General features: G+C 63.7%; 14 protein-coding genes and 1 pseudogene. 9 read left to right on the forward strand and 6 right to left on the reverse strand.

From position 1 onward, the window contains the following. Positions 1–155: 155 nt before the first annotated feature. Positions 156–632, forward strand: a complete 477-nt coding sequence (locus PMM47T1_RS19310) for a response regulator (RefSeq protein WP_008372015.1) — start codon at positions 156–158, stop codon at positions 630–632. Between the two features lie 3 nt (positions 633–635). Here the strand turns inward: PMM47T1_RS19310 and PMM47T1_RS19315 are convergent, their stop codons facing one another. Then, positions 636–1,181 (reverse strand): PaaI family thioesterase, encoded by a 546-nt coding sequence (locus PMM47T1_RS19315; RefSeq protein WP_008372017.1) that lies wholly within the window; start codon positions 1,179–1,181, stop codon positions 636–638. A 198-nt stretch (positions 1,182–1,379) separates the two neighbouring features. On the opposite strand from PMM47T1_RS19315, the gene PMM47T1_RS19320 reads away from it, so the two are divergent. From PMM47T1_RS19320 to PMM47T1_RS19345, 6 genes are all read left to right on the forward strand, one after another. Next, on the forward strand, positions 1,380–2,690 hold the full coding sequence (locus PMM47T1_RS19320) for an MFS transporter (protein WP_008372019.1): 1,311 nt from the start codon (positions 1,380–1,382) through the stop codon (positions 2,688–2,690). Positions 2,691–3,007: 317 nt separating this feature from the next. Then, positions 3,008–4,006 carry a 2-dehydro-3-deoxygalactonokinase gene (locus PMM47T1_RS19325; protein ID WP_008372020.1) on the forward strand — a complete coding sequence of 333 codons (999 nt, stop codon included), beginning with the start codon at positions 3,008–3,010 and terminating at the stop codon, positions 4,004–4,006. A 1-nt stretch (position 4,007) separates the two neighbouring features. After that, positions 4,008–4,628 (forward strand): 2-dehydro-3-deoxy-6-phosphogalactonate aldolase, encoded by a 621-nt coding sequence (locus tag PMM47T1_RS19330; protein WP_008372023.1) that lies wholly within the window; start codon positions 4,008–4,010, stop codon positions 4,626–4,628. A 36-nt stretch (positions 4,629–4,664) separates the two neighbouring features. Continuing rightward, positions 4,665–5,813, forward strand: a complete 1,149-nt coding sequence (gene dgoD / locus PMM47T1_RS19335) for a galactonate dehydratase (RefSeq protein ID WP_008372025.1) — start codon at positions 4,665–4,667, stop codon at positions 5,811–5,813. 147 nt (positions 5,814–5,960) lie between these two features. Continuing rightward, on the forward strand, positions 5,961–7,271 hold the full coding sequence (locus tag PMM47T1_RS19340; RefSeq protein ID WP_008372027.1) for an MFS transporter: 1,311 nt from the start codon (positions 5,961–5,963) through the stop codon (positions 7,269–7,271). Positions 7,272–7,341: 70 nt separating this feature from the next. After that, on the forward strand, positions 7,342–8,142 hold the full coding sequence (locus PMM47T1_RS19345) for an IclR family transcriptional regulator (protein WP_008372030.1): 801 nt from the start codon (positions 7,342–7,344) through the stop codon (positions 8,140–8,142). A gap of 130 nt (positions 8,143–8,272) precedes the next feature. On the opposite strand, the gene PMM47T1_RS19350 is transcribed toward PMM47T1_RS19345, so the two are convergent. After that, positions 8,273–8,710 (reverse strand): Lrp/AsnC family transcriptional regulator, encoded by a 438-nt coding sequence (locus tag PMM47T1_RS19350; RefSeq protein WP_008372033.1) that lies wholly within the window; start codon positions 8,708–8,710, stop codon positions 8,273–8,275. Between the two features lie 132 nt (positions 8,711–8,842). On the opposite strand from PMM47T1_RS19350, the gene PMM47T1_RS19355 reads away from it, so the two are divergent. Beyond that, complete coding sequence (locus tag PMM47T1_RS19355; protein ID WP_008372035.1) at positions 8,843–9,733, forward strand: DMT family transporter; 891 nt, start codon at positions 8,843–8,845, stop codon at positions 9,731–9,733. Between the two features lie 7 nt (positions 9,734–9,740). Here the strand turns inward: PMM47T1_RS19355 and PMM47T1_RS30950 are convergent, their stop codons facing one another. From PMM47T1_RS30950 to argC, 3 genes and pseudogenes are all read right to left on the reverse strand, one after another. Then, positions 9,741–9,893 (reverse strand): Wadjet anti-phage system protein JetD domain-containing protein, encoded by a 153-nt coding sequence (locus PMM47T1_RS30950; protein WP_157213050.1) that lies wholly within the window; start codon positions 9,891–9,893, stop codon positions 9,741–9,743. 23 nt (positions 9,894–9,916) lie between these two features. Further along, a pseudogene (locus tag PMM47T1_RS29180) lies at positions 9,917–10,288 on the reverse strand (DUF3375 family protein); the annotation flags it as partial. Positions 10,289–10,320: 32 nt separating this feature from the next. After that, positions 10,321–11,247 (reverse strand): N-acetyl-gamma-glutamyl-phosphate reductase, encoded by a 927-nt coding sequence (argC, locus tag PMM47T1_RS19365; RefSeq protein ID WP_008372040.1) that lies wholly within the window; start codon positions 11,245–11,247, stop codon positions 10,321–10,323. A 107-nt stretch (positions 11,248–11,354) separates the two neighbouring features. Here argC and PMM47T1_RS19370 point away from each other — a divergent pair, with 107 nt between their 5' ends. Continuing rightward, complete coding sequence (locus PMM47T1_RS19370; protein ID WP_008372042.1) at positions 11,355–12,239, forward strand: LysR family transcriptional regulator; 885 nt, start codon at positions 11,355–11,357, stop codon at positions 12,237–12,239. A gap of 3 nt (positions 12,240–12,242) precedes the next feature. On the opposite strand, the gene PMM47T1_RS19375 is transcribed toward PMM47T1_RS19370, so the two are convergent. Next, positions 12,243–12,467, reverse strand: a complete 225-nt coding sequence (locus PMM47T1_RS19375) for a hypothetical protein (RefSeq protein ID WP_008372044.1) — start codon at positions 12,465–12,467, stop codon at positions 12,243–12,245. Between the last annotated feature and the right edge of the window lie 24 nt (positions 12,468–12,491).

Raw genomic sequence — 12,491 nt, forward strand, 5'->3', positions numbered from 1 at the left:
GTCCGATCATCGGTTTGCCCCCGCAATGTCTGCGCCATGCTTGATTTCACCGCTTATCGGGAAGACTATCGAGCCAGACGTTCGAGGATGCCGTCTGTTGTGTGACGGCTCACGGGTCAAGGATGCCCTTGGCGCTGCGGCGCGGGTCACCGAACATGATCAACAAAGCATTGCGAATTCTGATCGCCGACGAGCATCCCAGCCAATTGATGCATGTCGAGCGCATGCTCAACCACATGGGCTACTACCGCATCGCGCCGGTGCAGTCGTTCGAGACGTTGCTGGCCCTGGTGCAAAGTGCCGTGGAACCGTTCGACCTATTGATCGCCAACACCGAGATGGCGGTGCGTGCCGGTGTCGACCTGCCGCGCCTGTGCAAGGGCAGCCCCCAGGTGCATCACGCGTTGCTGTACGAAAACGAATCGGTGCCCGTGCCCACGCTGCTGCCCCAGCAGCGCGAGTCGATCAATGTATGCCTCGCCCGGCTGCCGGACAGCGAAGCGCTGCAGACCCTCATGGACATTGTCGACATCACGCCCGAGTTGATCGAACAGCCGGTGGCTGTGATCACCCAGCGCCGCCATAACCGCAAGCGCCCGGCGCCCGAGCCGGCACTGCTGCGCCATTCCTGAACATCAGCGGCCCGCAGGGCTGCCCAGAATCATGCACGTGGTGCTGGCAGTCGCGTACAGCTTGCCTTGCGCGTCGTAGATGCGCCCTTCGGCCAGCGCCGTCGAGCGGCCCACATGAATGGCCTTGCCCTCGGCTCGTACGGGGCCGGTGGCGGCGTTCAACGCACGCACATAGCTGATGCGCAACTCCAGGGTGGTGTAGCCCTGGCCTTGTTGCAGGCGGGTATGAATCGCACAACCCATGCATGAATCCAGCAAGGTAGCGGCGTAGCCGCCATGCACGCTGCCCAGCGGGTTGTAATGGCGTTCGTCCGGCGTGCCCTGAAAGATGAACAAGCCGGGGCCCCATTCGATAGGCACGAAATCCATCAGCGTGCCGATGGGGGGGGAGGGCAGTTCGCCGTTGCCGATGCCGTCGAAGAACGCACTGGGCGACAGCGCGCTGACTTCGGCCAGGGTCAGGGTGCCGGGGCCAGCCAGGCGAGCGCGCATGGCGGTTTCCTGGGCTTGCCACTGGGCGACCAGGTCGTGGGTATCAACAGGCTGCATGGGGATGTCCTTGGTGGATGACGGTCGCTTGATCATATTATGTATGTAATATAAATCAATGCCGATTGTCCGGGTCGTACCGGTCAAGGGCGCGGGCATTCTTGCCGTTGCGCTCCGCGCAGCGCGGCACAGTTTGCTATCCTCTGCGCCTTTGGCAGGCGCCAGCATAGGCGCCGCTGCCCATAGCGTGGATACCTCATGACTGCCAATTCCCCCCAAGGCCCGCTGCTGCTGTCGCGGGCCGACCACAAGACCCTCGGCCTGGCGGCCTTGGGCGGCGCCCTGGAAATCTACGATTTCATCATCTTCGTGTTTTTCGCGCTGACCCTCAGTCAGCTGTTTTTCCCGCCGCAAATGCCCGAATGGCTGCGCTTGCTGCAAAGCTTTGGCATTTTCGTCACCGGTTACCTGGCGCGCCCGCTGGGCGGCATCTTGATGGCGCATTTTGCTGATCATTTGGGGCGCAAGAAGGTGTTCAGCCTGAGCATCCTGATGATGGCCTTGCCCTGCCTGCTGATAGGTGTGATGCCTACTTATGCCGACATCGGCTATGCCGCACCGCTGATCCTGCTGGCCCTGCGTATTCTGCAAGGCGCCGCGGTGGGGGGCGAGGTGCCCAGTGCCTGGGTGTTCGTGGCCGAGCATACGCCGGTGAATCGGCGTGGCTATGCCTTGGGGTTCCTGCAGGCAGGCCTGACGTTCGGCTACCTGATTGGTGCCCTGACGGCCACGGCCCTGGCGCAATTGTTCACCCCGCAGGAAATCCTCGACTACGCCTGGCGACTGCCGTTCCTGCTGGGCGGTGTGTTCGGCATCATCGGTGTGTGGCTGCGGCGCTGGTTGAGCGAAACACCGGTGTTCCTGGCCTTGCGCGAGCGGCGCGAAGGAGTAGTGGAGTTGCCCCTCAAGGCCGTGCTGCGCGACTACCGGCAGGCGCTGCTGCCCGCTGTGATCCTCACCTGCGTGCTGACGTCGGCCGTGGTGGTGCTGGTGGTGATTACGCCCACGGTGATGCAGAAACTGTTTGGCCTCACCGCCAGCCATACCTTTGCCCTGAGCAGCCTGGGCATTGTCTTTCTGAACATCGGTTGCGTGCTGGCCGGGCTGTTGGTGGACCGTATTGGCGCCTGGCGCGCGCTGATGGTCTACAGCCTGCTGTTGCCACTGGGCATTGGCGCCCTTTACGCCAACCTGGTGGGCGGCTGGGGCTTGCCGGGCCTGGGTTACGCCTTGGCCGGGCTGGCCTGCGGCGTGGTGGGGGTGGTGCCGTCGGTGATGGTGGGGCTGTTCCCGGCGGCTATTCGCGTGTCGGGCATCTCGTTCACCTACAACATTGCCTACGCCTTGTGGGCCAGCGTTACCCCTTTGGCGCTGATTGCCGCCATGCCGTTCAGCCCGTGGGTGTGCGTGGGTTTCTGCGCCATCATGGGCGTGGTGGGGCTGGTGACAGCGCTGGTGTATGCCGGGCGTGGGGTGTTGGTGCAGGAAGCGGCGCAAGCCTGCGGCTGATATCCGTGCGCAGCAAAAAAACCGGCTTAAGCCGGTTTTTTATGGGTGTTATAAAAACTCGATGTAGGTGCTGCGGGGCGGCCATCCGTCGCCAGGCTGCGCAAAGGTCCGCAGGACCTGTGGCGTTGTCATGTCGATCACGGGCCCGTGATGCGGGCCTTCGCAGCCTGCGGCCGGTCGTCAATTGCAACAAACCGTGCGTTATCAATCCCAAAATATGGGACATCAAATTATATATTGAGATTTTATCGATCCGTAGTCTATAGTTCCTCATCAGCTCTACGCCCTCACTGTCAAAAAACAACTCAGGTGAAGCGATGCAGGCGCATTTGATCGCGCTCGATTGGGGGACTACTTCCCTTCGGGCTTATAAACTCGGCCGCGACGGCCAGGTGCTGGACCAGCGCTCGTTGGCTTCGGGCATCATGCAGTTGCCCACCACGGCCCGCGAGGTTGCCGGGCAGTTGTGCAGCAACGGCTTTGAACTGGCCTTCGACGAGGCCTGTGGTGATTGGCTGGATGCCGACCCTCAGGTACCGGTGATTGCCTGTGGCATGGTCGGCAGCGCCCAAGGGTGGCGCGAGGCGGCCTACTGCCCCACCCCGGCGCGGGTCGCAGACCTGGGCGCCAGCCTGCAGGTGGTCGAGACCTTGCGCGGCACGCTGCTGCATATTGTCCCTGGCGTGATCCAGCATTCGCACTTGCCCAATGTGATGCGCGGCGAAGAAACCCAGGTACTGGGCCTGTTGCAGGACCTGCCGCCTCACAGGCGCCAGGATGCCCTGCTGGTGGGCCTGCCCGGCAGCCACAGTAAATGGGTAAGCCTGGTGGATGGCTGCATTCGCCAGTTCGACACCTTCATGACCGGCGAGCTGTACGCCGCCGTCTGCGCCCACACCATCCTCGGCCGCACCCAGCAGCCCGGCGGCCCCTTTGACGAAGCGTCGTTCGTGCGCGGCGTTGAAGTGGCGCTGTCGGCCGATGGCGACATCGGTCTGCTCTCTACGCTGTTCAGCGCCCGTACCCTGGGGTTGACCGGGCAGTTGAGCGGCGCCCGGCAACCCGACTACCTGTCCGGCCTGATGATCGGCCACGAATTGCGAGCCTTGGCCGATGTGTCACGCAGCCGCCGTGCCGAGGCGCCATTGCCCGACGTGACGTTGATTGGCAGCGCGGCCTTGTGCCAGCGCTATCGCCTTGCCCTCGGCCTGTGCGGTTTCGCCCAGGTCAGCGTGGCCGAACAGGCCACCGAACGCGGATTATGGAGCCTGGCCTTAGCGGCCGGGTTGCTCGCCCCACAGCCAGAAGAGGTTTGACATGCTCAAGCAAGCGCTCGCCAGCAACGGTCTGATCGCCATTTTGCGCGGCCTTCGTCCGGAGGAGGCGCAGGCCATCGGCCAGGTGTTGTACGCCGAAGGTTTTCGCGTGATCGAAGTGCCGCTCAACTCCCCAAGCCCCTACGACAGCATCCGCATCCTGCGCGACAGCCTGCCTGCCGATTGCCTGATCGGTGCTGGTACGGTGCTCACGCCCGAGCAGGTGAACCAGGTCAAGGCCGCCGGTGGCCAACTGATCGTGATGCCGCACAGCGATGCCAAGGTGCTGCGCGCGGCCAAGGCGGCCGGCATGTACGTGTCGCCCGGTGTGGTCACGCCCACCGAAGCGTTTGCTGCGCTGGAAGAGGGGGCTGACTCGCTGAAGCTGTTTCCGGCCGAAATGCTCAACCCCGGTGTGGTCAAGGCCCTGTTGGCGGTGTTGCCCAAAGGCACGGCATTGATTCCCGTGGGCGGTATCAGCCCGGACAACATGGCGCCTTTCGTCGAGGCCGGTGTGGCAGGTTTTGGCCTGGGCTCGGGCCTGTTCAAGCCGGGCATGAGTGCTGATGAGGTGGCCGCTCGCGCCAAGGCCTATGTGGCCGCCTGGAAACGCCTGCACTGATTTGCAATTAAAAGACATCGATAAGAGAGACAAGCGATGAAAATCACCAAATTGACCACCTTTATCGTGCCGCCGCGCTGGTGCTTCCTGAAGGTCGAGACCGACGAAGGCGTGACCGGCTGGGGCGAGCCTGTGGTGGAAGGGCGTGCCCACACCGTGGCCGCTGCCGTGGAGGAGTTGTCCGACTACCTGATCGGCAAGGACCCGCGCAATATCGAAGATATCTGGACCGTGCTGTACCGCGGCGGCTTCTACCGTGGCGGCGCTATCCACATGAGTGCCCTGGCGGGTATCGATCAGGCCCTGTGGGACATCAAGGGCAAGGCCCTGGGTGTGTCGGTGAGTGACTTGCTGGGTGGCCAGGTGCGTGACCGCATCCGCGTGTATTCCTGGATCGGCGGTGACCGTCCGGCAGATACCGCCAAGGCTGCCAAGGAAGCGGTGGAGCGTGGTTTCACGGCGGTGAAGATGAACGGCACCGAAGAACTGCAGTTCCTCGACACCTTCGACAAGGTGGACCTGTGCCTGGCCAACGTCGCCGCCGTGCGCGACGCCGTGGGCCCGAACGTGGGCATTGGCGTGGACTTCCATGGCCGGGTGCACAAGCCCATGGCCAAGGTCCTGATGAAAGAACTGGACCCCTACAAACTGATGTTCATCGAGGAGCCAGTGCTCAGCGAGAACTACGAAGCGCTGAAGGAGCTCGCGCCGTTGACCAGCACGCCGATTGCCCTGGGTGAGCGTCTGTTCTCGCGCTGGGATTTCAAGCGCGTGCTCAGCGAAGGCTATGTGGACATCATCCAGCCGGACGCCTCCCATGCCGGCGGCATCACTGAAACCCGCAAAATTGCCAACATGGCCGAGGCCTATGACGTGGCGCTGGCGCTGCATTGCCCGCTGGGCCCGATTGCGCTGGCAGCCTGCCTGCAACTGGACGCCGCCTGCTACAACGCGTTCATCCAGGAGCAAAGCCTGGGCATTCACTACAACGAAAGCAACGACCTGCTCGACTACGTCAAGCACCCCGAGGTGTTCGACTACGACAACGGTTTCGTCAAGATCCCCAATGGCCCGGGCCTGGGCATCGAGATCAACGAAGAGTACGTCAAGGAGCGTGCCGCGGTAGGCCACCGCTGGCGCAACCCAATCTGGCGCCACGCCGATGGCAGCTTCGCCGAGTGGTGATCTGAGGCCCGCTGGATCAAACGTGGGGCCCGGTTCTGTCCGCGAAACGGGCGCCGCAGTGGCTGCTTTGCGGGCAGAGCCCGCTCTCACGATGTTGAGGTGATGGATCACCTGATCGAACCATTACAAGAACGAGGCATGAATGCCATGCACACCCAGACCCTGCACGCGCAGGCGGCCCTGGCCAGGCCCAGCCGCAAGCGCTTCTTTATCATGGTCCTGCTGTTTATCACGGTAGTGATCAACTACCTGGACCGCAGCAACCTGTCTATTGCCGCCCCTGCGCTGACCAGTGACCTGGCCATCGACCCAGTACACGTGGGCCTGGTGTTTTCCGCGTTCGGTTGGACTTACGCCGCCATGCAGATCCCTGGTGGCTGGCTGGTGGACCGCGTGCCCCCGCGCATTCTCTACAGCGTGGCATTGGCCCTGTGGTCGCTGGCCACCGTGATGCTCGGCTTCGCCGGCAGCTTTGTCGCCTTGTTCGTGCTGCGCCTGGCGGTTGGGGCGCTGGAAGCGCCGGCGTACCCGATCAACAGCCGCGTGGTCACCACCTGGTTCCCGGAGCGTGAGCGCGCCACCGCCATCGGTTTCTACACCTCGGGGCAGTTTGTCGGCCTGGCATTCCTGACGCCGGTATTGGCCTGGCTGCAACATGCGTTCGGCTGGCACATGGTGTTTGTCGCCACCGGCGTGCTGGGCATTGCCTGGGCGGCGGTGTGGTACGCGGTGTATCGCGAGCCGCGCGACTTCAAGGGCGCCAACGCCGCCGAAATCGAGCTGATCAGTGAGGGCGGGGGGCTGGTGGACATGCAGTCCAAGGCCCGGGCCGCCAAGCCAGGGTTCAGTTGGATTGACCTGGGCGTCGTGCTCAGCAAGCGCAAGCTGTGGGGCATCTACCTGGGCCAGTACTGCCTTAACTCTACCCTGTGGTTTTTCCTCACCTGGTTCCCCACCTACCTGGTGAAGTACCGCGGCATGGACTTCATCAAGTCCGGCATGCTGGCGTCGCTGCCGTTCCTGGCAGCCTTTGTCGGCGTGCTGTGCTCGGGTTTTTTCTCCGACTGGCTGGTACGTCGCGGGGCCAGCATTGGGCTGGCGCGCAAACTGCCGATCATTGGCGGGCTGCTGATCAGTACCTGCATCATCGGCGCCAATTACGTCGACTCCACGGCGCTGGTGATTGCCTGCCTGGCAGTGGCCTTTTTCGGCAACGGTCTGGCATCGATTACCTGGTCGCTGGTCTCCACCCTGGCGCCTGCGCGTTTGCTGGGGTTGACGGGTGGGGTGTTCAATTTCATCGGCAACCTGTCGGCCATCACCACGCCCATCGCCATTGGCTTCCTGGCCAGCGGCGACTCCTTTGCGCCGGCCATCACCTACATCGCCGTGATGGCACTGCTGGGGGCGCTGTCCTACATCGTGCTGGTGGGCAAGGTCGAACGTATCCAGCTGTGACTGGCACCGACGCGGACAGGCGAACATAATGCGCCTGCCCGTTTCCCTCGCACCCGATACAGGATTGCCCATGCAGGACGAAGTCACCCCGCCGGCCAAGGAGGCCGCTCCCGCCGGCACGCAAACCCTGATGCGCGGCCTGGCCGTGATCCAGGCCGTGGCTGCCGGCGCCCGCGACCTCAAGGAAATCGCCCGCCAGGTCGGCACCACCCGCAGCACCACCCACCGCCTGGCCAGTGCCCTGGTGGATGAACGCTACCTGCGCGTGCTGCCCCAGGTGGGTTACCTGCTGGGCCCCAAGCTCATCGAACTGGGCTTCCAGGCCCGCGACGAGGTGCCGTTGGTGATGCTGGCCACGCCCTACCTGGACGAGCTGTCGCGCCTGACCGGCGACACCATTCACCTGGCCATCCGCGACGGCGACGAAGTGCTCTACCTGCACAAGAACCCCGGCCGCAATGGCCCGGAAATGCGTTCGCGGGTCGGCCACCGCATGCCCCTGGCACGCACCGGCATCGGCAAGGCGCTGTTGCTCGACGCATCGCCTGCCGAATGGCACCGCCTCTACGAAATAAGCCAGCCGGCCGCAGGCCACAACGTTCTGTGGCCCAACCATCCGGAACAGACCTGGGAGCAGGTGCACGCGCGCATGCAGGCCTACGTGAAAGGCGGCTACGCCTTCGACCTGGAAGACAACGAACCCTCGATCCGCTGCGTGGCAGCGCCCATTCGTGACGCCAGCAAGCGCATCATCGCGGCCATCAGCGTGGCCAGCACGGTGCCGTACATGTCGCTGGAGAAAATGGAGTCGCTGGTGGTGGTGGTGCAGCGGGCGGCGGCGCGGATATCAGGGGAGGTAGGGGGCGTTTAAAGGCGGACAAGGCGGCTGCGCAGGGCATCACACGGTTCAAGCCATGTTGCACCGGCCGCCAGGCCGGGTAGCGCCGCACGGGCGGCGCTCGATATGCGCGGCACCGCAACGATATCGTCGTGCTTGTGTACTACTCCATCGGCGGCAACCGCCGCTTCACCGGGCTTTTCTTGATGATCGCGGTATTGGTTTCGGCGTAGGCGTTCAGGTCGTCCAGCACCGTGTCCAGTTCTTCAATGCTGCGCACATGCAGCCGGGCGATGAAGCAGTCGTCCCCGGTAACTTTGTCGCATTCGGTGAACTGCGGTATCTGCTGGATCTGCCGCTCCACCACCTGCAGTTGCCCCGGCAGCGGGCGGATGCGCACGATGGCCTGGAGCTGGTAGCCGAACGCCTTGGGGTCGATGTCTACCGTGTAGCCTTTGAGCACGCCGCGCTCTTCAAGCTTGCGCAGGCGTTCGGCGACGCTGGGGGAGGAGAGGCCGGTGAGCTGCGCCAGGGCCTTGAGCGAGCGACGTGAATCTTCCATCAGGGCGGCGATCAGGCGTTGGTCGATGGAGTCGGTCATCTGCTTTTCCGTAGGCAAAACGTTCTTGTTGGCTTGATAGTAAAGCCTAAATAGATTTTTTGCCTTTCATTTCTCATGGAAAACACCCTCCGGCGCTGAGCATAATAGTGTCCATTGCTCAGGAGGTTTGAAATGGATAAGTCACTGCATCGCGGCTCGCTGGAGATGGTAGCGGCCATGCTGATTTCCGGCACCATCGGCTGGCTGGTGATGCTCTCGGGGCAGCCGGTGCTGGACGTGGTGTTCTGGCGCTGTGTGTTCGGCGCGTTGACGCTGCTGGTCATTTGCGCAGGCATGGGGTTCTTGCGCCCGGGTTTGCTGAACCGCACCACGTTCCTGCTGGCGGTGCTCAGCGGCGTGGCCATCGTGGGTAATTGGCTGTTGCTGTTTGGCTCGTACTCGCGGGCCTCCATCGCCATCGGCACGGCGGTGTATAACGTGCAGCCGTTTATGCTGGTGGGGTTGGGTGCCTTGTTTCTGGGCGAGAAAATTACCTTGCACAAGCTGTCCTGGTTAGCCGTTTCCTTCGCCGGCATGCTGGCCATTGTCAGCGCCCACGGCGGGCAGGGCGGCAACGATTACCTGATGGGCATTGCCATGGCGCTGGGGGCGGCTGCGCTTTATGCCATCGCGGCGCTGATCATCAAGCGCTTGAAAGGCATTGCGCCGCATCTGATTGCGCTGGTGCAAGTCACCACTGGCGTGCTGCTGTTGGCGCCGTTGGCGGATGTTTCCGCATTTCCCCATGAGTTCCGGGGTTGGGGCGCGTTGCTGACCTTGGGCATCGTGCACACTGGCTTGATGTATGTGTTGCTGTACGGTGCTATCCAGAAGCTGCCGACGGCGTTGACCGGGGCGCTGAGCTTTATCTACCCGATCGTGGCGATCTTTGTGGACTGGTTCGCCTTTGGGCATCGGCTGGAGGCGCTGCAGTGGGCGGGGGTGGTGGCGATTCTGCTGGCGGCGGCGGGGATGCAGCAGGGGTGGGGCGTGCACCGTGCTCAGCCGGCCAACGCGAACTGAGCACAGGTTACGTTCCAGCGGATGCGGCCCATTCCCTCAGCGCGTCATTTACCCAATCCTGGGGCAGTCGCTCCTGCTCCAGCCTGCCAATGCCCAGGAGGCCGTTACGCAAGCTGTTGAACGTTTCACGCTCGGCGGCGCGCAGGCCCCAGGCAGGCATCTGCGCCGGGCCGGGCTCTGCGCTGTTGCCAGGTCGCGCACGGCGTCCTGCACGAGACGCAAATGCGATGTGGTGGCGCTGCTGTCGCGGTGTTCAAGGCTTTGCGCGAAGCGCATGGCCAATTCGAAGGCGTCGGTGCGGGTCAGTGGGTCATCGTGTTCGCGCAGCCATCCAGCGTGAATCCAGTGGCGCAGATGTATGCCGGCATTGTCCTGCAGGCCATACAGCTCCTGCCACATGGGCAGCTCTGTTTCCAGCGCCACCCGCGCCTTGTCGAAAGGCACTGTCCGGTCTTCGTGGAACAGGACATTGCAGCCGTAACTATGGACCCGCCTTTGGGCTGACGATGTAGGAGAACGATTTAGGGTTATGGGGACATTTGCGAGAGATGTTATGGCGGCGCTGCTGACGCCGCCTGGCGAAGCTGCTACGGGAGTTGCTTGATCATCAGATCAAGGTTCTGCACCGCCGCCCCTGCCGCGCCTTTGCCCAGGTTATCGAACACCGCCGCCAGCAGCACCTGCTGGCCATGCTCGAACACCATCAGGCGCAGGTCGTCGGTGTCGTTCATTACCTGCGGGTCCAACAGGGTCAGCGCCTTGCTGTCCGCCAGCGGCATCACCTGTACAGGGGGCTGGCCGGCATAGTGCTCGGTCAGGCAGGCATGCAGCGTCTGCCCGGTGACGCCAGCGCCCAGCAGATGCAACTGCAGGGGAATGGTCAGCACGATGCCTTGGCGAAACGCGCCGTACGCCGGCACGAACAGCGGGCGGTGAACCAGGCCGCTGTGCTGGGCGATTTCCGCCACGTGCTTGTGGGTCAGGCCCAGGCCGTATACCTGGAACGCCGGCGCCTGAACGGCATTTTCCCCTTCGTATTCATCAACACCGGCGCGGCCCTTGCCCGAATAGCCGGACACCGCATTGATGCTGACGGGGTAGTCGGCAGGCAGCAATCGCGCTTGCAACAAGGGCCGCAGCAGGCCGATGGCGCCGGTGGGGTAGCAGCCTGGGTTGCTGACGCGCTTGGCGCGGGCGATTGCCTGGGCCTGGCCGGCGCCCATTTCGGCGAAGCCGTAGGTCCAGCCCGGCGTTGTGCGATGGGCGGAGCTGGCGTCGATCACCCGCACGCTGGGGTTGTGAATGCTGGCAACGGCTTCGCGCGCGGCGTCGTCAGGCAGGCACAGGATGGCGATGTCACAGGCGTTGATGGCCTCGGCGCGGTGCTGCGGGTCCTTGCGAAAGCGTGGGTCCAGGCGCAGCAGTTGCAGGTCGGTGCGGTGGCGCAGGCGCTGGTGGATTTGCAGACCGGTGGTGCCTTGGTCGCCATCGATGAAGACAAGTGGGGTGGTCATGCTGGTGTGCTCGCAAGAAGTGACTGCCGCTATCTTCAAGCGCGAGGTAGTATTGGGAAAGTTGAATTTGACAACCGTCATGTTCAGTTTTTCTGAAGGTTACGAGCATGCGTGAAATCAGCCTGGACCGCCTGCGAACCTTGGTGGTTATCGCCGACCTGGGCTCGTTCGCCGAGGCGGCGCGGGCGCTGAACCTGGCGCCGCCCACGGTCAGCCTGCACATTGCCGATCTTGAAGCGCGGGTGGGTGGCGCGCTGTTGTCCCGCGCGCGCGGCCGCGTGCTGCCCACGGCCATTGGCGAGACGCTGGTGGAGCGCGCCAGGCGTCTGCTGCTCGATGCCCAGCAGGCGTTGGAGGATGTGCAGCGCCAGGTGCAGGGGCTGGCAGGCAGGGTCCGGTTGGGCGCGTCCACGGGGGCGATTGCCCAGCTGTTGCCCCAGGCGTTGGAAGCCCTTGGCCAGCGCCATCCCGGTATCGATGTGCAGGTGGCGGTGCTGACGTCCCAGGAAACCTTGCGCCAACTGACGGCCGGCAGCCTGGATATCGGCTTGATCGCCTTGCCTCAGCTGCCGGTCAAGGGGGTGCAGATTCAGCCCTGGCGCCGGGACCCGGTGATGGCGTTCCTGCCTGCGGCGTGGGAGGTGCCTGACGTGGTAACGCCCGCGTGGCTGGCGGCCCGGCCACTGATCCTCAACGACAGCACCACGCGTCTGTCACGGTTGACTGCCGAATGGTTCGCCGGCGACGGCCAGCAGCCGGTGCCGCGTATCCACGTCAATTACAACGACGCGATCAAGAGCCTGGTGGCGGCGGGCTACGGGGCCACGCTGCTGCCCCATGAAGCCGACACGCCGCTGACCGATGCGCGCATGGTGATGCGCTCGCTGCAACCGCCATTGTCCCGTCAGTTGGGCATCGTTCATCGTGCCGGGGAAGTCGAACAGGCGACCTGGCATGTGCTGGAAGTGTTGTGGGCGTTGCGGGTGGAGTAACGGTCAGGCGACTTTGGCAATGTTGCGGGCTACGCCGCGCAGGTCGGTGACGGAAGCGGCGAGGCCGCTGAGGTGGCGTTCGATGAAGTCGATGTCAGCCGAATTGTCCGAATAGGTGGAGTGGCGCAGGAACAGGGCGTGGCCTTGTAGCATGTGCGACAGCGCTTCAAGGTGGGCGGCGGTGTGCTCCAGATCGTTCTGGATAGTGCCTAGGCGCTCGATGTGCATGGTAATGGCTCCGATACTGAGGGC

It is taken from the genome of Pseudomonas sp. M47T1 (genome assembly GCF_000263855.1).
Lineage (GTDB): Bacteria > Pseudomonadota > Gammaproteobacteria > Pseudomonadales > Pseudomonadaceae > Aquipseudomonas.

Coding starts and splice junctions, on each gene's coding strand:
- PMM47T1_RS19310 (WP_008372015.1), top strand. CDS start 156: ATGATCAACAAAGCATTGCGAATTCTGATCGCCGACGAGCATCCCAGC.
- PMM47T1_RS19315 (WP_008372017.1), bottom strand. CDS start 1,181: ATGCAGCCTGTTGATACCCACGACCTGGTCGCCCAGTGGCAAGCCCAG.
- PMM47T1_RS19320 (WP_008372019.1), top strand. CDS start 1,380: ATGACTGCCAATTCCCCCCAAGGCCCGCTGCTGCTGTCGCGGGCCGAC.
- PMM47T1_RS19325 (WP_008372020.1), top strand. CDS start 3,008: ATGCAGGCGCATTTGATCGCGCTCGATTGGGGGACTACTTCCCTTCGG.
- PMM47T1_RS19330 (WP_008372023.1), top strand. CDS start 4,008: ATGCTCAAGCAAGCGCTCGCCAGCAACGGTCTGATCGCCATTTTGCGC.
- dgoD (WP_008372025.1), top strand. CDS start 4,665: ATGAAAATCACCAAATTGACCACCTTTATCGTGCCGCCGCGCTGGTGC.
- PMM47T1_RS19340 (WP_008372027.1), top strand. CDS start 5,961: ATGCACACCCAGACCCTGCACGCGCAGGCGGCCCTGGCCAGGCCCAGC.
- PMM47T1_RS19345 (WP_008372030.1), top strand. CDS start 7,342: ATGCAGGACGAAGTCACCCCGCCGGCCAAGGAGGCCGCTCCCGCCGGC.
- PMM47T1_RS19350 (WP_008372033.1), bottom strand. CDS start 8,710: ATGACCGACTCCATCGACCAACGCCTGATCGCCGCCCTGATGGAAGAT.
- PMM47T1_RS19355 (WP_008372035.1), top strand. CDS start 8,843: ATGGATAAGTCACTGCATCGCGGCTCGCTGGAGATGGTAGCGGCCATG.
- PMM47T1_RS30950 (WP_157213050.1), bottom strand. CDS start 9,893: ATGCCTGCCTGGGGCCTGCGCGCCGCCGAGCGTGAAACGTTCAACAGC.
- argC (WP_008372040.1), bottom strand. CDS start 11,247: ATGACCACCCCACTTGTCTTCATCGATGGCGACCAAGGCACCACCGGT.
- PMM47T1_RS19370 (WP_008372042.1), top strand. CDS start 11,355: ATGCGTGAAATCAGCCTGGACCGCCTGCGAACCTTGGTGGTTATCGCC.
- PMM47T1_RS19375 (WP_008372044.1), bottom strand. CDS start 12,467: ATGCACATCGAGCGCCTAGGCACTATCCAGAACGATCTGGAGCACACC.